The following is a 21,290-nucleotide window of genomic DNA, read 5'->3' as shown; positions in this document are numbered from 1 at the left end:
GGCCTCGCTGAACTCGAGCCCGCCGCTGGGGCGCGCCCGTCACTTACCGGGCGCGCCCCAGCGGCGTCGTTTCTGAAGCCCTGTCTCGCGCAGGGTGCCTGACCAGCCAACAAGCACTACTACTGAGCTTGAAAGAGTGATGTCGTTGCAAGGAGGTGGCCCGGTCGGTCCGGGCCGCCTCCTTGCGTGTTGCGCTGCGGCCGGTCGTTGTCGGCTTGGCCTAGAGCGTGTCTCCTTGTGGTTTCCCGCGTTCGGGTGGTTTGCCGTGTTGGAGCGCATCCTCTGAACCTCGGCAGTGTTGCCTGGTGATCCGGCCGATCTGCGGTCCGGCCCAGTTGTCGCTGCAGGAGGCTGTTGACCGGAGTCGGCCGCAGCAATTACCAGGTGAAGGAGTCACCCATGGGAACCTTGTCCTCTGGCGTCTATCGCATCGTCAGCTGGCCCGACGCCACCAGCCCGGAGCCGCAGGTCCTCACAGCGACCGATCAGGGTGTGACCGTTACGGCTGCCGGCACTGCGCCGGAACGGGACCAGCAGTTCAGGGTGGAGGTCCGCGAGGATGACGTCTGCGCTATCCAGTGTTCCCGCCCAGATGCTCCCCTCTCGTTCCGTGAGCTACCAGGAGGCGGAGGAGGGTGAGAGGGTGATCCTGGGGCCGTTGAGTGACTTCCCCACCCATGAGTGGAAGATCGAAGCAGCCCCGCAGGCGCCGCAGCCGACCCCCTACTTCATCCGTGTCTCCGACAAGGACTTGCATCTGGTGGTGTCGACGAAACCGATCTTCCCGCCCATGCTCGAACTGGCACCTTCCGACTCCGAAGTTCATAACGCCTGGGCACTCGTGCCCGTCAAGACGGATTAACCACCTGACGCCCGGGGGAGGACACCGTCCCCATACGCATGGCGTTCAGCGTCGTGGAGCGCGTAGGTACTGGCTTGGCCTGCGGACGCGCGTTGGATGGGCAACCGCTGACGGCGATTATCGCCGGGTCCAGATGAGGATCGCGGCGAGGTGGAACGCGGCCTGGTAGGCGACGGCGAGCTTGTCCGTTCGCATGGCCAGGCCGCGCCACTGTTTCAGCCGGGCGATGCACCGCTCAACGCTGTTGCGTCCCTTGTACGCCTCGGGCTCGAACGTCGGCGGCCTCCCGCCGTTTGAGCCGCGCCGCCGACGGTGACGGACCTGGTCCGCCAGCTGTGGAATCACAGCCCGCACGTGCCGCTCACGCAGGTGGGCGCGGATCGCGCGCGAGGAGTAGGCCCGGTCCGCGAGCACCACGTCCGGCCGGGTCCGCGGCCGCCCGCTCTGGCCGCGCGGTACGCGAATGGCGGCCATCACCGCGGTGAACGCGGGCGCGTCACCAGCCTGTCCAGCCGTCAGGACGAACGCCAGGGGACGGGCGTTGGAGTCGGCCGCCAGGTGAACCTTTGTGCTCAGGCCACCACGCGAGCGTCCCAGCGCGTGGTCAGTCAGCTCGCCTCTGCCGGAGTCACCCTTTGCGGGCGCCCGCCGCGTGCTGATGGGCCCGGCAGATGGTGGAGTCCACCGAGACCATCCAACCGATGTCGCCGTCCGCGTCCGCCGCCGCCAGAACGGCGGCAAGGATGCGAGTCCACGTGCCGTCCACCGCCCAGCGCAACAGCCGCTTGTGGGCGGTCTTGAACGAGCCGAGCTCCTCGGGCAGGTCCCGCCAGGGCGAGCCCGTCCGGAACTTCCACGCGATGGCCTCCAGAGTCCGGCGATGGTCCGCCCACCGCCGCCCACGGACCGGATCGGCCGGCATCAACGGCTCGATCCGGTCCCACATCACATCGCTGATCACCAGTCGAACAGACACATCCGATTAACAGCTCAACCCATCAAGGAGACACGCTCTAGCTCAGCGGGAGGCGGGGTATGTCCCACTCCCCCGCTGTCTGGTCCGAGGCCCGGATCCGCCACACCCACCCCCTGGCCTGCCGCCGCGCCGTCTTGGAACTCCTCCAGAAGCGCGCGGGAGGGGTTCGAGGACCCGGGGTGCGCGCTCGGCTGTCAGTGCCGGCTGGCAGCATGACCGTATGACTGATGATCTTGACGGGGTACTGGCAGATCCCGCACGGCTGCTGACCGCCGACCGTGCGGCGCTGCGCGCCCATCTCTCCCATGACGACAGGGCCCGTGGCGTCGGGGGCGAGGTCTTCCTGCAGGCCGAGGCGATCTTCGGGGGCGCGGAGGTGACGCCCGCGGAGTTCGCATCCTGGCTGCACTTCGCGGCGAAGGCCACCGGTCACGACGCGTACGCCGACCGGATCGCGGCGGCCGGTCCCGGCATGCCGTGGCGGACGGTGTGGGCGTGGTGGCGGCCGGCCCACTGGTTCCCGGTCCACCCGAGCCTGAACGGCGACTACTTCCGGGTGCGCCGGTGTGTGGACAGGGGCCGGGAACTCGTCGAGGTCACCGACCAGCGCGGCCCCCTCTGGCTCGACGCGGCGACCGGCCACCGGGTGACGGACGTGGACGAGGCGGCGCTGACCGACGCGCCGGCCGGGACCGGGACCGCCGATGCGCTCGCGCTGTACGACCTGGACCTGTTCCTCCCGGAGGAGTGGGAGGGCGCCGTGGCCTTCGCGACGGACGGAGGCCGGACCCGGCATCTCGTCACGAGTGTGCACGGCATAGCGGTCGTGGAAACGGACGCCGACACGCTGCGGGACTGGCCGCGCGGCACGGGCCTCGACCCCACGTCGGCGGAGGAACCACCGCCGGGACCGGCCCCCGCCACGCGGCGGCCGACGGGTCCGCTCACCGCGGCCCGGGTCGACGACGCCTTCGGCGGCGCGCGGCACGTGGTGCGCATCGCCGAGAGCGACCTGCCCGAGGGACTCGTCCACGCGGGCAGCAGGCGGTATCTGCGGGACGTCGGCCTGCCCGCCTGGTGGGTGTGCCACAGCGCTCAGTACGAGACCCACCCGCTGGACTCCATGCGCCCACCTGCGGAAGATGCCCTGCCGGGCGAGAGCCTGCCCGACGGGGTGGCCGCCGCCGACCTGATCGCCTTCGGTGTCACCGAGTACGGCGAGCTGTACCTCCACCGTCACGAGGGCACCGTGCACATCCGGAGCCGCCTGACCCGCCGTGGCGAGGAGGTCCTGGTGCCACTGGCCCCGGATCTCGACGTGTTCACCCGCGTCCTGGAGGCCGTCGACCGCTACCGCAACGCCTGCTGGCACCCGTACCCGGTGGAGGGCGGCCAGGAAGACGTGACGGAGCTGTTCCTGGCGGAGCTGGCGGAACTGGCCCCGGACCTGTCCGACCGGGACACTGCGACGGGCAGGGTGTGGAGCTGGCTCTACGCCGGCATCACGGAGCTGGGGGTGGACGGCTACTGAGCCAGTGCGGCCGGGTGACCGGGTAGCGCTGTCTGCCGGCCTCTGCTCGTGATCACCACGGAATCGGCCGAGGGCCCGTACGAGGACAGGCAGTCGGCGCACTGCGGGTTCACGCAGCGCCGTCAAGGAGGAAGCCGGCAGACCTCCGCGCCCGTGCGGGCCGCCCCCGGCCGCGCCGGAGCCAGCCGTGCCCCTACCCGGGCCCATGAGCCGCAAGCAGGCCCGTTCCCGTATCCGTCGGTCCACCACGGCACGGCTCCTGTCGTAGGTCTCGGCGGTCAGATGCGAAGTGAGCTTCGCCCAGGTAGCGAGTTGGTCGAGCGGACCGTGCCGGACGGACTGCGGGAACCGTTTCCGTGGGTGGTGCCACCGGCAGTACTGCTTGCCGGATGCGTTGAGCCCGCCACACGCGCCAGCGAGCTAGAACCGGCATGATGCGAACATGGAAAACAGCACGGAAGGCACCGCCGACGAAGAGCTCCCTGCCGTATGGGACGTGCTGACCTCCGCCCGCGCCGGGTATCTGGCAGGAGTCTCACCTCACTACGACGAGGTCTTCCACGAGGTCGCCCAGCGAACCGAGCGCACCGGCAGTCTCGGTAAGACCGACATCGCGGCCCTCGTCGTCTGGAAGCGACTCTCCGCTCAAACCCGTTGGGTGTCGGCGCTCATGTCCCTGCCCGACACCGAGGTCCGCCAGGTCACCGAGCGGGCTGTCACCGCCGTCCGCGACACGGCCCTCGCCCGTGGCGAAGCCGCCCGTGCGGGGCGCGGCATCATCGGGGAACTGCCCGGCTTCCGTAGAGGCGACGCCCTCGCCTCGGCCGTTCTGACCGCGGCGGCCCCCCAGCGGATGGCCGTCTACGACCGCCGCGTCCAACACGCCCTGGACACACTCGGCCTCACCCTCACCCCCACTCCGGGACGCTACGGCCGCTACCTACACCTCCTCGACGACCTCCTGCACCACGGCGGAGCACACGCCGACGGCTGGACAGCACGCGACATCGACACCGCCCTGTACTGGGCCGGCGGCAACCCCCGCCTGCCGCCAACCGCGCCCCCAACCTCATAGCGAGCCACTGACCAGCACAACACGCACCGGCCCTTCAGGTACCAGAGATCATCACCAACTCGGCACCACCGTTAGCAGCGAATCCCCCAACAGCGGCAGAGTGCCGGGCGGGGCTGGTACGGCAGTCCGCTGCGAGCGGAGTACGACCCGAAGCATCCCGCTGGAGCGATCCCGTCCGGCCTCCCACACCTCCCTCAGGGCGGCCACCACCCGCTCGTCCGCCCGGCCCCGTGACGGCCCTCGATCGCGGCGTACACCCGTCAGACCGCCGGCGGCCAGCGGTCTGGGGAGGCGTCCTCCATGCCTGCGAGCCCCCGCGTGGCTCAGTGGTTGTCCCGCTCCGTACCGAGGGAAGCCGGGGGCGTCAGGAGCAGGCGAAGGTCGATGACGCGGTAACCGCGCGCGGTGATCGCGTCGAGGATCCGCGGCAGGGCCCGAGCATCGATCACGTCGGTCTGGCCCTCGGTCGTGCCGACGTGCATCTGCAGGATCATCCCCGGCCGCAGGGCGTCCAGCGCCCGGCGCACCGCGCGGCCCACGGTCATGCCGCCCTCGGTGCCCTTCCACCCGTTGGTGTCGGTGGTGAATTCGATATCCGCGAAGCCCAGCCCGTTGACCTCCTTGATCTGGGCAGCGCTGGTCTCGCTGTAGGGGAACCGGAAGAACGGGGTCAGGGCCGCTCCTGCCCCGGCCGCCCGCAAGGCCCGGTCCGCTGCCCGCACCTCCCGGCTCCTTCCGGCGGCGGTCAGGTCGTTGAAGTAGGGGTGGCTGTAGGAGTGGTTGCCCAACCCGTGTCCAGCGGCAGCGAGCCGCTTGACCGCCTTGGGGTACCGGTCGGCGAAGTCACCGGTCAGGAAGAACGCGCCGGGCGTGCGCCGACGTGCGAGCTCGCCGAGAACGCGTTCCAGACCGGCGTCGTTCCAGGCCGCGTTGAACGTCACCGCGACCACCCGTTCACGCGTACGGATCACACGGTTCTCCGACCCGAACAGCGCCCGCAGACCCCCTTCGTCCGCAGGTGCCGCTCGATGCGGCGAGAAAGCCCCGGCTGCTCCGGCAGAGGGCCCGGGGGCCGCCCCCAAGCCGCAGCGAGTAGGCCGGCGGTCACCAGGCGACGGGAGACGAGACCGCGTGCGGCGAGGGAGCGTGTTTCCATGCCGCCGTCATCGGTCGACCGGTACCTTTCCTTGAGGCCGTGGCGTGGCAATGCTGCAGGCCCGGTTCGCAGGACCGCCGGGACCGTAGGCTGCCCGCTCCTCCTTCAGGAGGGGGCACCTCCTTGAGGCAAGGGCTCTTCCGGGCTCCCGGTGCGCGCCTTCAGCCCGTCGCGGACGACCGCTCGGGCCCGCTTCGCGGACTCCGGGTGGCCGTCCAGGTGCTCCAGCATGCGGCAGGTGCCCACCAGGATCGCCGTCAACTCCGGTACCCCCAGGTCCCGTCGCACCACACCAGCCTGCTGGGCGCCGTCGAGGAGCACGGTGAGCACCTCGCCCAGGGCTCGCCCGGCCTCAGAGGTAGCGGCCCGCACATCGACTCCCGCGTCCGCGAGCGCCGCGGCGAAGGCATTCTTGACCGGAGACTGATCCAGTACCAAGTCGAAGAACGCGAAGAGAGCGTAGGTCGGCCCGGTCTCGGCCATCAGGCGGCGCCCCTCCTCGGCCAGCCGTTCCAATCGCCGGACGAGCACCGCTTCGAGCAGGGCTTCCTTGGTGGGGAAATGTCGGAACACGGTGGCAATGCCGACCTTCGCCTCCCGGGCGATCTCCTCCGTCGAGGCGCCCGTACCCCGCTCGGTGAAGACCGCCTCAGCGACCTCCAGCAGCCGCGCGCGGTTTCGCCGTGCGTCGGCACGCAAGGGCTTCACGCCTGTGGCGGGGGAAGTCTGATCTGTCGTCAAGTGGTCCTCACCATGCCTGGACAAACGGAGTCATCTATCCGTATCGTCGGAACCGGAGTCGCCTATCCGATTGTAGGTGGCGGGATCACGGAGGTCAGCCATGTCTGCACCAGCTACGCCCCGCGAGATCTTCGGGCAGTTGGCGGGTCTCATCTCGGCGGGCAAGTGGAGCGAACTGCCCGAGCTCTACGCGGAGGACACCGAGGTGGAGATCGTCTTCTCGCCCGTTCCTCCACGCCGCATCCACGGCCGGGCGGAGCTCCGTAAGCGCTTCGAGGCCCTGGAGGCCTCTGACGCGGTTCGCCTGCGTACCGAGAACATCCGCATCCACGAGACCGGCGACCCCGAAGTGGTGATCGCCGAGTTCGACTACGAGGGCCTGTACCCCGCCACCGGCCGCACCTTCCGCACCGCCAACATCCAGGTCCTCCACGTGAGGGACGGCCTGATCGTCGAGACGCGCGACTACCACGACCACCTCGCCTTCGCCGCGGCGGACGGACGCGCGAGCCAGTTGCTCGCCGCGCTGGACCAGCAAGGCTGATTCGGTACATGACGACACGTCAGGCTCCGCCGAACACAGCGCATGTAGTCCGCTGATCACGTCAGGGCGGCAGCCTGGCACTGGTAGTGGCTTGCTCGGGATCGGGCCTGGTGGCGGCGTCGCCAGTGGGGCCAGCGAGCCGGTGGGCCGTGTCGTGGACGCACTGGGCGATGAGCGTGATCAACAGACGTGCGATCTCGTTGCAGGTGACTGTCCATCTCACGTGATCCAAGTCGTCCGGCTCGGGGCGCGGCATCGATAGAGTGTTGCCATGCCGCATGCGCCGATGCCCCTCCAACTCGGCACCGTCCGACTGATGTTGCGGCAGTGGACCGAGTCCGACATCGACGCCCATCGCGCGCTCGTCGCCGAACGCGGCGGTGGTATGCCGTCGATCGAGGACAACCGGCGGATGATCGAGGATCAGCGCGCTGCGTCGGCACGGACAGGGATTGCTCTGCTGCCCGTCATCCGTCGCGATGTGGGTGACTTCATCGGGTATTGCGGGCTCACTGTCGGCCGGGCTTCTGTCGACGAGCCGGAGATGGCCTTCGAGCTGTTCCGGCGCGTGCACGGACAGGGTTATGCCACCGAGGCGGGATCCGCGGTGCTCGACGCGGCGATCGCAACGGGGCGTAAACGGCTCTGGTCGACGGTGCGTCCCTGGAACGCGCCATCGTTTCGCGTTCTTGAAAAGCTTGGGTTCCAGCGAGACCACGTCTCCACCGAAGACAGTGGGGAACTGGTGTGGCTCACGCGTTGCCTGCCGTAGGAGGCAGTACCGTCGGCCAGGTTTTCCTTGTATGAGGCCTCTCCACAGCTCTTGCTCGGTTGGTCGGGGCGCAGACCAGGCATGCTGAAGCGGAGGCATCCGCGCCACGGCTGGGGTTCGCAACTGTGGAGTGCCGTCATGCGTGGCGGCAGGCAGCGCGGGCGGCTTGTGGGGGCGTGGGGTGCGGATTCGGGGTCGGCCGGATGTCGGATGCTGCGGGCGGCGGGCTGCGGGCGCCGGCCAGGAGCGTGGTAACCCGTGCAGGGTCGGCGCCTGGGATGGTGACGATGCGGTCAATGTTCAGGCAGGGGTAGCGTTCCGGCATGACATCAGCGCTGCCCCGCTTCCCGCCGTACCCGATCCGTGGCGTACGGGTGCTGCATCAGAAGCAGAACTGCGCGCCGCATTTCGCGGAGATAGAGGTGGATTTCGAGCCCGCGGCCGAGGGCTTCGTCTTCGAGGTGGCTGAAGGGCTCACGGTGGACTACGAACCGGCCGAGGCCCTGTCGCGCTTCTTCGAGGCTGCCGCCGTGGGGATCGAGGAGCAGCTGAGCCTGCCCGAGCACGGAGTCGTGATCGCCACTCGGGTGGTGCTGCGGCGCGCCCGCGCCGATGCCTTCGGCTCGCACGAAAGGGCGTTCAAGATCGCGGGCTACCTCGCCGCCCGCAAAGCGTTGGAACGTACGGCGCGCCCGTGCCCTTGAGTGCCACCTCCCGGGACGAGGTGGCGGAATCCTCATGCTCAGCCGGGCCTCGAGTGACACCGCGCGGCAGGGTGAGGGCGGCCGCTGTGGACTGCCCGGGTGGTACGCGCCCTCCACCTGGTCTCCAGCGCCGGCCCGCTCGCCCGGCCCGTCGGCGCCCGTAGGCTGTGTGCGGTGATGGCTTACAGGGTCTCGTGGCCCAGGTGGATGAGTCCTTCAATGGAGTCCAGGCGGGACTGCAGGGCAGGGTCCGGGGCCGGTGTGATCGTGAGCAACAGCACCCGGGCCGACGGGTGTTCCGGGGCGTAGAGGTCGTCTTCCTCGTCGTCGCCGGGGATCGGGTTGGGCTGGATCTCGATCTGCTTGTTGGAGGTGCCGGCGAGGTGGTGGACGCCCCGGTAGTCGCTGTCGCGCTCGATGAAGACCAGCCCGAGGCGGTCGCTGACGAGCCGGACCAGCTCGCTCGCGGTGTGGGTGCTGGTGCCATAGGTGTGGTGGTCAGCCATGGTGCGCCGAGCCTACGCCGCGGCGGTGACGGGACGCTCGACGAGCTGTCCGCGTTCGAAGTGCTCCAGTACCCGGCGAGGGCGATGGAACGGGGCGCGCTTACGGCACGAGACCCGAGCGCACCCGACGAGCTCGGCGAAGACCATCACCGGGGCGGTCACGCGCGAGCCAGAGCAGGAGCAGGCGCAAGACTCCGACGGCCTTGCCGAGGATCCGCGCCTGGTCGCCGGGGGTCGGCTCATCGGCCGGGGCGCGGGGCATGAGCGCACCCGCCCGTCCCGCCGGCGCGCCGCGCCTTGATGGTGGCCTCATCCTCCACGAGCGCGGCGACGATGTCGCCGTGGCCGGCACTGCTCCGCCGTCGTACGGTCACGACACGATGTCGCCGTCACAGATCGCCGCGTCGATCATCCCCAAGAGTCCCGCGCGGGCCGATGGCCTGCACGGGCGTGGCCGCGCCACGCGTTCGAGTGATCGTTCGGCTGTGCCTGTGCCGCGGTGGTCAATCAAGGTGCTGGGCTGTCTGAGCCGCCAACCGAGCGGTCGGGCTTGTCGAGCGCGAGGTCGGCGGAGCGGGCGAAGGGATGCGAGGCAGGTCTTGGTTGCGATGGACATGGAAGCCGCGCGGGCTTGGCTGACCGGCTATCTGTGCAGCGTTGATGCCCGGGTCGGACGGCCGGGCGCGGTATGTCCTTTTGTCGCACCGGCGCTTCGTGCGGGAACTCTCCGGCTGGAGCAGTGGCCGGTGAACGCGCAGATCGGTGTGGCGGGGTTGGTGTCGCTGGTCAGGGACATGGTCGCGGTGTTCGAGAGCGCTCAATGGGTGAGCCGGAACCGAACGCTGCACGCGTTGGTCGTGGTGCTCGATGGTCTGCCAACGGACAGGCTGGGTGTCACTGACGAGGCCCATCGGCAGGTGAAACCGGAGTTGGTGGCCAAGGGGCTGATGCTGGGCCAGTTCCACGCGCAGTGTGAGGAAAGAGCGGCTCGCAATCCCTCCTTCCGGGTGTCGCGGTCACCCGTGCCGATGCTGGCGTTGCGGCACATGGCGGTTCACGATGTGCTCTTCCTGGACGGGGACAGCACATCCTTCACCGCGTACGACCAGCGTTACGGCGGCCGGTATGACAGGGGCTCGGTCCCTGATCCCTTGTTCGTTGAGCACTTCGCTCGGGCACGCGCCCGGTTCGGTGCCGACACGGCGCGCAATGCCGCGGAAGCCGGAGCCAAGGCCGTAAGACACAAGGCAGCCCTGATGTCCGCCCACGAGCCGCCCACCAGCGCGCGGTCTTCGGATGAGCGACGCCTGCACGGCCTCGATCGACCCCTCGCACAGATGACGCTCCCGGTCTCCCGGTACCGCACGGATTCCAGGGGCGGGATGTGAGCACAGTGGAATCATGCCCTGCCGGCGGCGCAGCTGATGGGCGGCGAGCGCCCGACGTCATGGACGATGAGCCGTACCTCGACTTTCCCGGCCCGAGTACCCCTTACATCGACTACCAGAGCATCGATGTTCTCCTGTCGTTGCAGCACCCCTTGTCCGAGGCACCGGCCGAACCGACGTTCTATGTCCTCGGCCAGGTGAAAGAACTCCTCTTCAAGTTGCTCTACGGAGAGCTGTGCGCCGTGCGCGCGCGGCTCGACGACGACGATGTGGCGCAAGCCGTTTGGACGCTGCGGCGTGCGCGGCGGGTGATCGAATTGCTTACCCGCACGTGGGATGTACTGGGGACACTGGCGCCCACGGAGTTCAACGCGTTCCGCGAGCAGTTGGGTCGGGCCTCGGGTTTCCAGTCGTACATGTACCGGATGCTCGAGTACGTCCTGGGCAACAAGAACGCCGCGATGGCCCGTCCACACCGTCGGGTCCCGCACGTTCATGTCCAGGTCCAGGAAGCACTCCGGGCGCCGAGTGTCTATGACGCGGCGCTGCACCTGCTGGCACGCCGCGGGTCGGTCATCCCGGACGCCGTCCTCGTGAGGGATGTCAGCGAGCCCTACGTGCCGCACGAGGCCGTGGAACGTGCGTGGGCAGATCAGTACCGAGGCGGCCCCGGTGACGACATGTTCGAACTGTCGGAGGCACTGATCGGTGTCGCGGAGGGCTTCGGCCGCTGGCGCTCCCTGCATCTGCTCACTGTGGAGCGGATCATCGGCACCAAAGCCGGAACGGGCGGAACCACGGGGGTGCAGTGGCTGCGCCGTGCCGCCGAGTACCGGATCTTCCCCGAGCTGTGGAGCTCCCGGGGCCTGCTGTGACGGCCGTCGGGCTTGCCTCAGGCCAACTCTTCGGGAACAGAAGCGGTGTCCGGGGAGCAGATGCTGCCTGGGCCGCATTCATCAATCGACCGTAGGCAGGAAATGACCGCATCCCCCATCACTGGCGCCCCTATCACTGGCACCTCTATCACCGGCACCTCTATCACCGGCATGCCGAAGCCGAGGCTGGAAGCCACCCATCACGGGCGCACGTTCACCATCGAAGCCGTCACCGTTGCACCGGAGGAGGGACCTCAGCGTGATGAGGTCGCCTCTCTGCGCCGTGAATACGGGTTCCCGCTGCCGGCACCCGACTGGGAGAGCGATGACGAGGAAGCGCTCGTGTTGCTGTGCCGCACGGATGATGTGCCGGTCGGCACCGTCCGCTTGGTGCGGCGCCAGCGGGAAACCGACGGCTGGTGCCCCTACCTGACGGCCGAGCTGCGGGCAGCGCTGCCCGCGGATCCCGATGGCTTCGTCTTCGGGGAGCGCCTGGTCGTCTCCCCCGAAGCGCGCTCCTTGGAAGTCCTCGCCGTGATCATGCATGCGGCTGCCACCTGGACTTCCACCGCCTGGGGTGTCGCTGAATTCGCGGCGATCACACGTCCGGCCCTGGTGCGCCTGGCCGGCTGGCTGGGAGCCCGGCAGCTGTCCGAACCCATGGTCCTGCCCGGGTCCGACGGTCTGGGCCTGCTCATCGGCGGACGCCTGGAGGAAGCGGCGGTCCGCACGAAGGCCATGTTCTCGACTGGCGGATGGCACCTGGCCTCCGTCGGTGAGCTTCCGACCACTCTTGCCCGGCTTCCCGAAGGGCCCCCGATCAGTTAGGACCCCCCGTGACCTCTACTCACGACGTGCCCGTTGAGTCAACGCCTTCCCCCGGCGGTTCCCCCACTACGGACCAGGTGGCCGCCGCGGCGCAGGCGGTCGTCGAAGGCCGTGTGCAACTCACCTCGCGCACCCTGGACGAGTACCGCATGGTGTTCGGACTGACCGATGAGGACCTGCTGAGCGGTCCCGTCCTCGACTGCCCTGGTGGTGCGTCGTCATTCGCGGCGGAGAGCCGGGCACTGGGGGCGCAGGTCATCTCCGCCGATCCGGTCTACCTCCTGGCTCCGCACATCATCGAACCACTGGTGCGTGGCCACCTCGCGGCCAGCGCCGCCTTCGGACTCGCGATCGCCGACCAGCTCGACTTCTCCTGGGCCGGCTCGCCGGAGGAGCACCTCGTACGGTGGCAAGGGGCGGCCGAGGCGTTCCTGCGGGACTACGCCGCGGACCACGCCGGGCCGGAACGCCACTACGTGCCGGCGGCGCTTCCCCGGTTGCCCTTCGCTGACCGGCAGTTCCGCCTCTCGCTGTGCGGCTTCCTGCTCTTCACGTTCCCGCACGCGGCAGACCAGGAAGAAGCCATCCTGGAGCTCGTGCGCGTCACCGCCGGTGACGTACTGATCGGCCCGCTGGAAGATCCCCTCGGTGCCCCCTGCTCCACCCTCGACGCGCTGCGCAGCCGACTCGCCGACCGGGGTGTGGCCACCACGACGCGGGACATCAGCTACAGCATCCATCCCAGACAGCGCGGCGTTCTGGTCTGCACACGGAACAGCTGACCCGCATCACGCCGCGCAGTTCGGTGCACGCTGCGCTCCCTCCTCCGTCCCGCCCCCCTCTACGACGACAAGGTTCCCCGTTGCCACCTCACAGCGCTCCACCGCCGGCACAGAGCAGCGAGCAGCTTCCCCGGAAGGCCTCCACCGTCAGCCCGGCGCAGAAGAAGCCGTGGCGGATGCTGGGAGGGGCAGCCTTGTTCGCCGTGCTGTTCGCCGCCGCCGGGGCGATGGCATCCACCGGGCTGTCCGCCGGCGGGTTCACGCCCTCAGGTACGGAATCCGCACGGGTGGAGCAGGCCTTGGCGCGGGACTTCGAGGTACCTCAGACCGATCTGCTCTTCTACCTTCCAGGCGACGTCGACTCCCCGCACATGCGCGCTCTGGGTCGGCAGCTGACGCAGCGTCTTTCCACCGAGACCGGTGTCGCGCGTGTTCACTCGTACTGGAGCACCGGCGCGCGGGAGCTGCGTGCCGAAGACGGCCGCGCCGCGTTGGTCGCCGTTGACTTGTCCGGGACCGACACGCAGGCGGCGGCAACCGCCGCCCGTATCGTTCCGCAGGTCGCGAAGAGCACGACGACCGCGCGTGTTTCTGCTGCCGGCCCTGCCTGGATGGCCGTGCAGGCGACTGAACAGTGCCGTAAGGACCTGCTCCGAGCGGAGCTGGTCGCCGCACCGTTGACCATCCTCATCCTGCTGCTGGCCTTCGGCTCGCCCACCGCGGCACTGCTGCCGGCAGTGATCGGTGTCTTCACCGTGACCTTGTCCACGGCCCTCCTCGGTGTGCTGACACGCGTCATGACGGTGTCCGTCTTCGCAACCAACATCACCGCCGCGCTGGGATTCGGGCTCGCGGTCGACTACGCCCTGCTGGTCGTCACCCGCTTCCGCGAGGAACACGCCCAGGGAGCGACCGTCGCCGCGGCCGTCAGCAGGACCATGCGCACAGCTGGACGCAGTGTGCTCTTCTCAGCGCTGACCGTGGCCCTGGCCTTGTGCGCCCTCTTCGTGTTTCCCCTGCCGTTCCTGCACTCCATGGCATGGGCGGGGCTGTCCGTCGTCGCCCTCACCGCGCTCGCCACGGTGACCGTGATGCCCGCTCTGCTGACGCTGCTCGGTGAGCGCATCGGCAACGCGGGTTCCTCCCCTCCTGTCCTGGAGCGCCTGCGGCTCCGGAGAACCACGGACGCCGCGCAGGGCCGGGGAAGGGCAGACAGCCCTACCTGGAGAGCCGTCGCCGAAGCATCCACCAAACACCCCTTGCTCCTCGGCGGAACCTGCACCCTCGTCCTCCTCGCCCTGGCCGTCCCCTTCGCCCATGTCCAGTTCGGCATCCCCGACGCACGAGATCTGCCTGCCCAGCTCGAATCGCATTCCATCGGCGAGCGGGTCCGCAAGGAGTTCCCCGCGCCACGAGAGCGAACGCTGACGGTGTGGCTTCCCGCCACCGACGCCCAGACCCACCGCCTTGAACTCAGCCGCTACGCCCAACGCCTCGCCGACACCGCCGGCGTGTCAGGCGTGGAAACCGCCACGGGCAGCTTCACGTCCCACGGCCGCGCAGGAGCACCCACCGCCCGGCATCGGCGCTTCGCAGCACCGGGCACCACTTGGCTGGCCGTCACCGCCCACGCGTCGCTGGACAACGGCGCCATGGACGACCTCGTGCGGCAGGTCAGGGAGGCGCCCGCACCCGGACCTCACCTGGTCGGAGGTCTGCCCGCCCAACGCGTCGACACCGTGCACGTCATCGGCGGCCGGTTGACGGCAGCAGCGGCCATTGCCGGGGCGAGTACCCTGATCCTCCTGTTCCTTTTCACCCGTTCCATCCTGATCCCGTTGAAAGCGCTCCTGCTGGCCGCGCTCAGCCTGACAGCGAGCCTCGGCGCCATGGTGTACGTCTTCCAAGAAGGTCACCTCAAGACGCTGCTCGGCGATTTCACGGTGACCGGCCAGCTGGACGTCACCATGCCCCTGCTGACCATCGTCATCGCTTTCGGTCTGTCCGTCGACTACGAGGTCTTCCTGCTCTCCCGTATCAAAGAGGAATACCTGCGCACTGGTGCGCACACGTCATCCGTCGTCTTCGGCATCGCCCGGACCGGCCGTCTGGTCACCGCAGCGGCCCTCATCGTGGCGACGGCGATGGGCGCACTCGCCACTTCCGGAGTCACCCCACTGAAGATCTTCGGTTCGGGACTCGCCCTCGCCGTCCTTGTCGACGCAACCCTCGTCCGCGGCATTCTCGTCCCCTGCCTCATGCAACTCACCGGAAAGGCCAACTGGTGGGCGCCCGCTGGCCTGTCCCGCCACCACCACACGGACACGCACCCGGACGAGCCGATGAAGCACCCCGTGTCAGCCCAGCACCCGATCGAAACCGGGACCCCGGCCCCGTGATCAGAGGAATTCGACGCTCGTACCCCGGCCCTCGCCGGGCTGTCGGAGCACTACCAGGCCCTGTCCGGCGGATCGGGGACGGACCGGGAGGCAACCTCGAACCACGTGTTCGTGTCCACGCAGAGACTCCACAACCGTGGGGCCGACAAGACGGTGCGACTCTGGGACTCGGTCCTACCCGAGATGAACTGGTGGTCGTCGACCGGGTGGCTCTCATGGCACCGGTGCCGCGTCGATCATGTCGAGGATCTCTGCTGTGGGGCGTACGTCACCGAAAGAGCGGTAGATCGTGGCGAGTGTGGCGTTGTGGTCCTGGTCGCGACCGGTCGCGTTGGCGTCGGCGACCATGACCACCCGGTAACCGAGGGTGGATGCGTCGCGGGCCGATGATTCGCAGCACACCTGGGTGACCGTTCCTGTGATCAGGACTGTGTCGATGTCGTGTTCTTGGAGCAGGTCCGGGAGCGGGCAACGGCCCGGGAAGAAAGCGCTGGGTGCGCTCTTCTCCACGAAGATGTCATGCGGGTCGGCGGTGAAGCCTGGCCACAGCCGGCCGCGTAGGGGTCCGGTACCGCCGGAGTTGCGGAACATTTCGGCGGCTTCGGGTCCGTGGAACTCGTCACCGACCGGGGTGCGTTCTGTGCGTGCGGGCAGGACCCAGGCGACGGTCCCGCCGACCGCCCGCAGCCGGTCGGCGAGTTGTTGGATGTTCGGGACGATGTCGCGGGCGTAGGGGTTGGCGTCGACGAAGAACGGCACCATGTCGATGACGACCAGGGCGGTGCGGGCCGGTGTGAGGCGCGGGTAGGCGAAGCGGCGTCCGCGGCGCTGCTGCTGGCGCCGGTACTCGCGCTCTTCGATGTGCCATGTGTGGATGCGGGCCTCGATGTCCTGCACGGCGGTGCCTCCTCAGTCGTGGTCGGTACTGACCTTGCGGTTGGTGCCGCACGGGCCGGTGTCGGGTGACACCAGGGAGTTGAGTGGGGCGCCGCTGTTCCAGCAGCCGAGCGGGGCGACGTCGCTGAGGCACAAGCCGTGGCGCGCGGGGAAATGCCGGCGCGCCGGCCGCCGGGTCGTCGAGACGACGCCCGCTTGGATGACGCACGCGCGGCATGACGGCAGGTCACCGGCCCCTTGTCGCAGCTGCGTTGTCAGTGGTGGGCGATACATTCGAGCTCCTGGAAACACTGTTGCACGACAGGAGTGGACGATGACCGAGAGCAGTGTTCTGCCCGCGCTCAGGGTGGTGCTGACGGACGTCAACGAGCGTGTGGTGGAGGCGTGGCGCGCCGCGTTCGCCGACACCCCCGGTATCGAGATCCGCAAGGGCTCGATCCTCGACGAGGACGTCGACGCCTGGGTCACCCCCACGAACTCCCGGGGACGGATGGACGGCGGAGTCGACGCCGTCATCAAGCGGTACCTGGGGTCCGGCATCCAGGTGCGTGTCCAGCGGGCGATCCGCGACCGGTTCGCCGGACCCATGCCGGTGGGCAGCGCGGTCTGCGTCCCGTCCGGCGCAACCGTCCCCCGGTATCTGATATCGACGCCGACGATGGTGCGGTCCTCGCAGAACGTGAGCGCCACGCTGAACGTGGCGCTGGCGTGCGCGGCCGCCTTCCAGGCCGTCCACCGGCAGAACCGGAAGAAGCCGGGCAGTATCCGGTCCGTGGCGCTGGTCGGGATGGGAGCGCAGACCGGCCAGGTGCCGGCCCGGGTGTGCGCCAACCTGATGTGGACCGGCTACACGCTCTTCCACGACCACTGGTTCGAGGACGACGACGAGCTGCGGTCCACGATCATCTCCCAGCTCCACGGGATCGAGAACGCGCCCGTCGACCACCGGGTACGCATCGTGCCGCCGACGGCCGTCACGCCCGCCGCCCCCGCGCCCGAAACTGCCGCTCCCGCTCCCTCCGCCGCCGCCTGCTCTCCTGCGGCCACGACGAACGAAAACGCCTCCGCCATGACCGGGTCGACGACCGGCGTCCCGGCTCCGGGCCAGCCGCCGCAGCCCCATGCCGATGCGGACGATCCCCTCGCGTTGACCGAGCTCTTCGCCGGCGGCGGGGAGGCCTGGCTCCCGCTGCTGAAGCCGGTCATCGAGGCGCAGCCGGACGCCGCACGGTTCATCGGGAAGGACCGCAGCCACGAGGTGGTCCCGGTCCGCGAGCTGACGTTCCAGGCGCTCAAGCCGAATCCGCCGCACAAGTGGAAGGTCGTGGTCTTCGGTCAGAACCCGTATCCGCGGCCGGAGAGCGCCACCGGCATAGCCATGTTCGACAACACGTTCAGCGACTGGAAGGACAGCCAGTTCGGCCGGGTCGTCAGTATCCGGTGCCTCATCAAGGCAGCGGCGATGTGGAAGTACGGCATCCCGAAGAAGACCCCGATCGCCGACGTGCGGGCGCTGCTGAAGGAGCGGGACACGGTCCAGCCGCCGGAGTGGTTCCAGGCGATGCTGACACAGGGCGTGCTCCTGCTGAACGCGTCGCTGACCGCGAGCGGCGACGGGGCGATGGGTACCGACCAGCACACGGCGTTCTGGCGGCCGGTCGCCGAACGGATCGTCGAGGAGATCCTCAAAGCCAAGCAGGACGCGGCCGAGGAGGACCGCGGGGTCGTGTTCGCGTGGTGGGGGGCGCACGCGCGCAGCCTGAAGCGGGTCGTGCTCCGGCTCCAGCAGAAGTACCCGGACGTAGAGGTCCGGCACCTCGACCACGCGAATCCGGCGGCACAGGGCGACATCTTCTGCGAGGGCGACCACTTCGCCCAGGTCAACGACGCCCTGACCTCGCTGGGCGCCGACCCCATCGACTGGCTGCCGAGCAAGGGGTGGAACGTGCCGGCAGCCGGCGCGGGCGGTGACGGCGGGAGCGTCTCGGCGCGCATGGGCGCTTTCATCGAGTCGACCATGAACCTGCACCAGCTGTACCTGGAACGCCTCACCAGCGTCAAGGACGAGGGCCTGGTCCTGCCCACGATCACCGGTGTCTTCGACACTCCGCTGATGGACTTCCAGGACGCCGTCGCCCCGGTCTCCGCGGCACTGTCCGGGCTCGCCGGGCACATTCGGCGCTCCTTCGACTTCGGCAAGCAGCGTGCGGACCAGGCGGCCGGCGGCGGCCTGTCCGCCGACGCGATCGCCGCGCTCCACCTCTACACCTGTGAGTCAGCCTTCTACCGCGAGATCAACAGCGTTCTGCGCTCGCCCGACCGCACCAAGGTCATCCCCTACCTGCCGTACCTGCGACTGCTGTTCTCGGCGGTCGCGCAGCTGCCGACCTACACGCAGCCGTTGTGGCGCGGGGTGTCGCTGGACCTTCGGGCGCAGTACCCGGTGGGCCGGACGGTGACCTGGTGGGGCGTCTCCTCGTGTACCTCGGAGCTGCATGTGGCCAGGGCGTTCTTGGGCAGTCGCGGCAAGCGGACCCTCTTCGAAGTGACGCCTGCGCGGGCGGTCGGGATCAAGAGCTTCTCCGCCTTCACCGGCGAGGAGGAGTACATCCTCACCCCGGGTACCCAGCTCAAGGTGACGGAGGTGAAGAGCGAGTCCCGCGGGCTGTGCACGGTCCGGCTGAGCGAGGTCACGGACAGGGCTCCCGTGGTGTCCTGAACCGCCCCGCCGGCCATTCACCGGCGGTCACGGTCGTGGTTGCCGAACGTTCGCGCCCGGCAACCACGTGGCAGCGTCCCATGCCGGTCTCGCCGCGTCCCTGGCGCAACCTCCAGGCAGCACTCGAAGTCGCCCCGCCGTCGGCAGTGCGCTGGATGGCGAGGGCGGTGGCCCTGGCTGCGCCGGGGTTGACGGTGGTGTTGCCTCGAAGCGGTAGGAGGCGGTGCCGGTCCGGATGAGCGTGCAGTGCAAGGAGTGCCCTCGCGGTTCCCACGCCACCGCTTCGACGCAAGCACAGATCCGTTCACCCGACCCGGTAGCCGCCGAGAAGAGTGCTGTCCCTCTGCGGGAAGCCGACAGACCCGGCGGTGATCACGCGGCTGCCCTTCGCGGTCGGGCCGCTGGTGCCGCCCGGGAGCACCCAGACCGCGCCGGTGTAGTTGTTCTCCCCCTCGGCGCTGACGAAGAGTTCCGGTTTTCCGTCCTTGTTGATGTCGCCGACGGCCACGGTGGTGCCGAATGCGTCCTCGGCCTCACCGGCGTCGGGGATACCAGCGGTGTCCTGGGTGAAGGCGTAGGCGCCGCCGCCCAGGGCTCCGGTGCGGCGGCCGGGGATGACCGTGACCTGCCCGGCGTTCCTCTTGCCCGTGTCCTCCCGCGGCGAGCCGACCACGATGTCCGCCAGCCCGTCGCGGTTCAGGTCGGCCACCGCCAGGGCACCACCGAACGCGTCCTCCTTCTCGCTCGAACCGGGCACACCGGCGGTGTTCTGGGTCAGCTGCACCGGCTTCGCGTCCCGCGCGATGCCTTGCGCCGAGCCGTACCAGAGAAGGACCCGGCCGCCGAGCACGCCGTCGGTTCCGGCCCTGTCCGGCTCGTCCGGGTCCCCTACGGCCAGATCGGTGTATCCGTCGCCGTTGACGTCGCCGGTGGCCGCGATCAGGCCGTTGCCCCTTTGCTGTTCACCGCCCGGATCGGGATTGACGTACACCGCGCCGCCGCTGAGGTCGCTCAGCCGGACGGTGACGACGACCTCGTCCGGGGAGCCCCCGCGGTTGAAATCGCCCAGCGCGACGCCTTGGAGGGCAGCGGTGGCCGTGTTCTCCACGGCTCGGCCGTAGGTGCCGCTGCGGCTGAAGGGCCCCGTGAAACTCATCGACCCCTGGTATCCGGCGACCAGCACCTCGGTCTTCACCCCGGGGCCGGTGCTGATCGCTGCCACGTCCAGGCCGTAGTAACTGCCGGCGGTGGCGGCCGGCAGGTCGGTGCCGGACGTCAACCCCTTCTTGCCGCCCCACAGCACCGTCACCGTGCCGGCGTCCTTGCCCCGCGCGGTGTCCTCGAACGGCGCGGAGACCACCAGGTCGGCATAACCGTCCCGGTTCAGATCGGCCGTCGCGGTGGCACCACCGAACTCGTCGTCGGTCTCGGCCGTGCCCGGCACGCCGGCGCTGTTCTGCGTGATGGTCGCCCGCCGGGACGTCGACAGCCCCGACTTCGAACCGTAGAGCACGACCACGGCACCCGCCGCCCTCTTGCCGGCGACGTTCGCCCCCGGCGCCGGAAGCACGGCGTCGCGGTAGCCATCACCGTTGAAGTCACCGGGCACCGCCCCGTGCACAGCTGCCGCGGGCGCGGCCGACAACAGCGGGGCGCCCATGACAGCGGCGACCACGAGCGCCCCCGACCGCCAACAGCCGCGCCTGCCAAGCCTGTTCGTTACGAACATGATCCCCTCCCACACGACGCAACTGGGCGTGCACCGCATCAAGGCATCGTATGCCGAACCCCGCGAGCACCCGCAGCGGACGGGTGCTGCCGGTGAACGGGGCTGATCCGGCTGATCAGCGGACGGCTGTAGCGAGGGTTTCCACGCAGGCCGGGTCGCAGTGGACGGCGCGGGCGCACGCCACCAGCGGCGGGACGGTCAGCGGGACGCGGTGCAGGACGCGTCAGCCGTGTGCGCCGAGGTCTCCTCCGCGTCGGAGGCGGAGGACCGGGCCACGACCTGGGAGGTCGTCCTGGTGAGCCGCAGGGCGATGGCGACCGTGGCCAGGGCGAGGACCGTCATGGCGGCACCGGCCCAGGCCGGGGAGGCGTAGCCGAGGCCGGCGTCGATGACGGTGCCGCCGAGCCAGGGGCCGCCGGTGTTGCCCAGGTTGAAGGCCGCGGTGGTGGTGGCACCGGCCAGAGTGGGGGCGGCTCCCGCGACGTTGAACATCCGGGCGTTGAGGGCGGGCGCGGTGTAGAAGGCGGACACGCCCAGGAGGAAGGTCAGCGTGATCGTGGCGACGGGACTGGAGGCCAGCAGCCCCAGCGCCACCAGGAAGACGGTGGAGGCGGTGACACCGCTGAGCAGCACGCCGAAGAGATGGGCGTCGGCGACCCGGCCACCGATATAGGTACCGATGAGGGCGCCGATGCCGAACAGGGCGAGGACGGCGGAGACATAGCCCGCGTCGAGACCGGAGACGTCCGTGAGCAACGGGGCCAGGTACGAGAAGGCGCAGAAGACGCCGCCCGCGGCGAGAGCGG

At 69.4% G+C, this 21,290-nt stretch carries 19 protein-coding genes and 1 pseudogene; 12 read left to right on the top strand and 8 right to left on the bottom strand.

All coding sequences use genetic code 11. The features are described from left to right. Nucleotides 1-610 precede the first annotated feature (610 nt). The gene (locus IEZ20_RS29865; protein WP_189304416.1) at nt 611-862 is read left to right on the top strand and encodes a hypothetical protein; all 252 of its coding nucleotides are present in this window, start codon (nt 611-613) and stop codon (nt 860-862) included. A gap of 117 nt (nt 863-979) precedes the next feature. Here the strand turns inward: IEZ20_RS29865 and IEZ20_RS29860 are convergent. Continuing rightward, nucleotides 980-1,808, bottom strand: a protein-coding gene (locus tag IEZ20_RS29860) for an IS5 family transposase (RefSeq protein WP_268253085.1) whose coding sequence is annotated in 2 segments (ribosomal slippage) — nt 980-1,499 and nt 1,498-1,808 — 831 coding nt in all. Because the reading frame shifts where the segments join, the coding sequence is not laid out codon by codon here. Nucleotides 1,809-2,058: 250 nt separating this feature from the next. On the opposite strand from IEZ20_RS29860, the gene IEZ20_RS29855 reads away from it, so the two are divergent. Continuing rightward, nucleotides 2,059-3,369, top strand: coding sequence for an SUKH-4 family immunity protein (locus IEZ20_RS29855; RefSeq protein WP_189304414.1), 1,311 nt, complete (start codon nt 2,059-2,061; stop codon nt 3,367-3,369). 442 nt (nt 3,370-3,811) lie between these two features. Continuing rightward, complete coding sequence (locus tag IEZ20_RS29850; RefSeq protein ID WP_189304412.1) at nt 3,812-4,444, top strand: hypothetical protein; 633 nt, start codon at nt 3,812-3,814, stop codon at nt 4,442-4,444. A gap of 323 nt (nt 4,445-4,767) precedes the next feature. Here IEZ20_RS29850 and IEZ20_RS29845 read toward each other — a convergent pair whose 3' ends face one another. Then, on the bottom strand, nt 4,768-5,415 hold the full coding sequence (locus tag IEZ20_RS29845; protein ID WP_229896312.1) for a polysaccharide deacetylase family protein: 648 nt from the start codon (nt 5,413-5,415) through the stop codon (nt 4,768-4,770). Between the two features lie 290 nt (nt 5,416-5,705). Continuing rightward, the gene (locus IEZ20_RS29840) at nt 5,706-6,341 is read right to left on the bottom strand and encodes a TetR/AcrR family transcriptional regulator (RefSeq protein ID WP_229896311.1); all 636 of its coding nucleotides are present in this window, start codon (nt 6,339-6,341) and stop codon (nt 5,706-5,708) included. Nucleotides 6,342-6,441: 100 nt separating this feature from the next. On the opposite strand from IEZ20_RS29840, the gene IEZ20_RS29835 reads away from it, so the two are divergent. After that, nucleotides 6,442-6,885: a nuclear transport factor 2 family protein gene (locus tag IEZ20_RS29835; RefSeq protein WP_189304408.1), complete on the top strand. Its 444-nt coding sequence runs from the start codon at nt 6,442-6,444 to the stop codon at nt 6,883-6,885. 56 nt (nt 6,886-6,941) lie between these two features. Here the strand turns inward: IEZ20_RS29835 and IEZ20_RS39925 are convergent. Continuing rightward, nucleotides 6,942-7,132, bottom strand: a pseudogene (locus IEZ20_RS39925) (IS701 family transposase); the annotation flags it as partial. Nucleotides 7,133-7,156: 24 nt separating this feature from the next. Between IEZ20_RS39925 and IEZ20_RS29830 the strand changes: the two are divergent. Then, complete coding sequence (locus IEZ20_RS29830) at nt 7,157-7,657, top strand: GNAT family N-acetyltransferase (RefSeq protein WP_189304406.1); 501 nt, start codon at nt 7,157-7,159, stop codon at nt 7,655-7,657. A 323-nt stretch (nt 7,658-7,980) separates the two neighbouring features. Beyond that, a complete protein-coding gene (locus IEZ20_RS29825; RefSeq protein WP_189304404.1) occupies nt 7,981-8,361 on the top strand; it encodes a hypothetical protein in 381 nt (126 codons plus the stop codon). 182 nt (nt 8,362-8,543) lie between these two features. On the opposite strand, the gene IEZ20_RS29820 is transcribed toward IEZ20_RS29825, so the two are convergent. Beyond that, nucleotides 8,544-8,867, bottom strand: coding sequence for a hypothetical protein (locus tag IEZ20_RS29820; protein ID WP_189304402.1), 324 nt, complete (start codon nt 8,865-8,867; stop codon nt 8,544-8,546). A gap of 608 nt (nt 8,868-9,475) precedes the next feature. Between IEZ20_RS29820 and IEZ20_RS29815 the strand changes: the two genes are divergently transcribed. The 5 genes from IEZ20_RS29815 to IEZ20_RS29795 all read left to right on the top strand — a co-directional run bounded on the left by IEZ20_RS29815 (nt 9,476) and on the right by IEZ20_RS29795 (nt 15,139). Continuing rightward, nucleotides 9,476-10,255 carry a DUF6875 domain-containing protein gene (locus tag IEZ20_RS29815; RefSeq protein ID WP_189304400.1) on the top strand — a complete coding sequence of 260 codons (780 nt, stop codon included), beginning with the start codon at nt 9,476-9,478 and terminating at the stop codon, nt 10,253-10,255. 59 nt (nt 10,256-10,314) lie between these two features. Further along, nucleotides 10,315-11,130 carry a tryptophan 2,3-dioxygenase gene (locus IEZ20_RS29810; protein WP_189304398.1) on the top strand — a complete coding sequence of 272 codons (816 nt, stop codon included), beginning with the start codon at nt 10,315-10,317 and terminating at the stop codon, nt 11,128-11,130. 102 nt (nt 11,131-11,232) lie between these two features. Further along, the gene (locus IEZ20_RS29805; RefSeq protein WP_189304396.1) at nt 11,233-11,958 is read left to right on the top strand and encodes a GNAT family N-acetyltransferase; all 726 of its coding nucleotides are present in this window, start codon (nt 11,233-11,235) and stop codon (nt 11,956-11,958) included. Between the two features lie 26 nt (nt 11,959-11,984). Next, complete coding sequence (locus IEZ20_RS29800; RefSeq protein WP_189304394.1) at nt 11,985-12,740, top strand: hypothetical protein; 756 nt, start codon at nt 11,985-11,987, stop codon at nt 12,738-12,740. A 203-nt stretch (nt 12,741-12,943) separates the two neighbouring features. Continuing rightward, entirely contained in the window at nt 12,944-15,139 is a 2,196-nt protein-coding gene (locus IEZ20_RS29795) for an MMPL family transporter (RefSeq protein ID WP_229896343.1), read from the top strand. A gap of 213 nt (nt 15,140-15,352) precedes the next feature. On the opposite strand, the gene IEZ20_RS29790 is transcribed toward IEZ20_RS29795, so the two are convergent. Beyond that, a complete protein-coding gene (locus tag IEZ20_RS29790; RefSeq protein WP_189304390.1) occupies nt 15,353-16,036 on the bottom strand; it encodes a cysteine hydrolase family protein in 684 nt (227 codons plus the stop codon). A gap of 313 nt (nt 16,037-16,349) precedes the next feature. Between IEZ20_RS29790 and IEZ20_RS29780 the strand changes: the two genes are divergently transcribed. After that, the gene (locus IEZ20_RS29780; protein WP_229896310.1) at nt 16,350-18,755 is read left to right on the top strand and encodes an ADP-ribosyltransferase domain-containing protein; all 2,406 of its coding nucleotides are present in this window, start codon (nt 16,350-16,352) and stop codon (nt 18,753-18,755) included. A 304-nt stretch (nt 18,756-19,059) separates the two neighbouring features. Here the strand turns inward: IEZ20_RS29780 and IEZ20_RS29775 are convergent, their stop codons facing one another. Both IEZ20_RS29775 and IEZ20_RS29770 read right to left on the bottom strand, forming a co-directional pair. Continuing rightward, nucleotides 19,060-20,430, bottom strand: coding sequence for an FG-GAP-like repeat-containing protein (locus IEZ20_RS29775; protein ID WP_229896309.1), 1,371 nt, complete (start codon nt 20,428-20,430; stop codon nt 19,060-19,062). 252 nt (nt 20,431-20,682) lie between these two features. Continuing rightward, nucleotides 20,683-21,290: MFS transporter (locus tag IEZ20_RS29770; protein WP_189304386.1), on the bottom strand; the 608-nt coding region annotated here is incomplete at its 5' end.

Origin of the sequence: Streptomyces cinerochromogenes, from assembly GCF_014648635.1 — a bacterium.
Classification (GTDB): Bacteria; Actinomycetota; Actinomycetes; order Streptomycetales; family Streptomycetaceae; genus Streptomyces; species Streptomyces cinerochromogenes.
This window is presented reverse-complemented; position numbering and strand designations above follow the sequence as displayed.

Bases quoted from the DNA above. Each gene is read 5' to 3' on its own strand.
- IEZ20_RS29855 (WP_189304414.1), top strand. From the start codon at position 2,059: ATGACTGATGATCTTGACGGGGTACTGGCAGATCCCGCACGGCTGCTG.
- IEZ20_RS29850 (WP_189304412.1), top strand. From the start codon at position 3,812: ATGGAAAACAGCACGGAAGGCACCGCCGACGAAGAGCTCCCTGCCGTA.
- IEZ20_RS29835 (WP_189304408.1), top strand. From the start codon at position 6,442: ATGTCTGCACCAGCTACGCCCCGCGAGATCTTCGGGCAGTTGGCGGGT.
- IEZ20_RS29830 (WP_189304406.1), top strand. From the start codon at position 7,157: ATGCCGCATGCGCCGATGCCCCTCCAACTCGGCACCGTCCGACTGATG.
- IEZ20_RS29825 (WP_189304404.1), top strand. From the start codon at position 7,981: ATGACATCAGCGCTGCCCCGCTTCCCGCCGTACCCGATCCGTGGCGTA.
- IEZ20_RS29820 (WP_189304402.1), bottom strand. From the start codon at position 8,867: ATGGCTGACCACCACACCTATGGCACCAGCACCCACACCGCGAGCGAG.
- IEZ20_RS29815 (WP_189304400.1), top strand. From the start codon at position 9,476: ATGGACATGGAAGCCGCGCGGGCTTGGCTGACCGGCTATCTGTGCAGC.
- IEZ20_RS29810 (WP_189304398.1), top strand. From the start codon at position 10,315: ATGGACGATGAGCCGTACCTCGACTTTCCCGGCCCGAGTACCCCTTAC.
- IEZ20_RS29805 (WP_189304396.1), top strand. From the start codon at position 11,233: ATGACCGCATCCCCCATCACTGGCGCCCCTATCACTGGCACCTCTATC.
- IEZ20_RS29780 (WP_229896310.1), top strand. From the start codon at position 16,350: ATGACCGAGAGCAGTGTTCTGCCCGCGCTCAGGGTGGTGCTGACGGAC.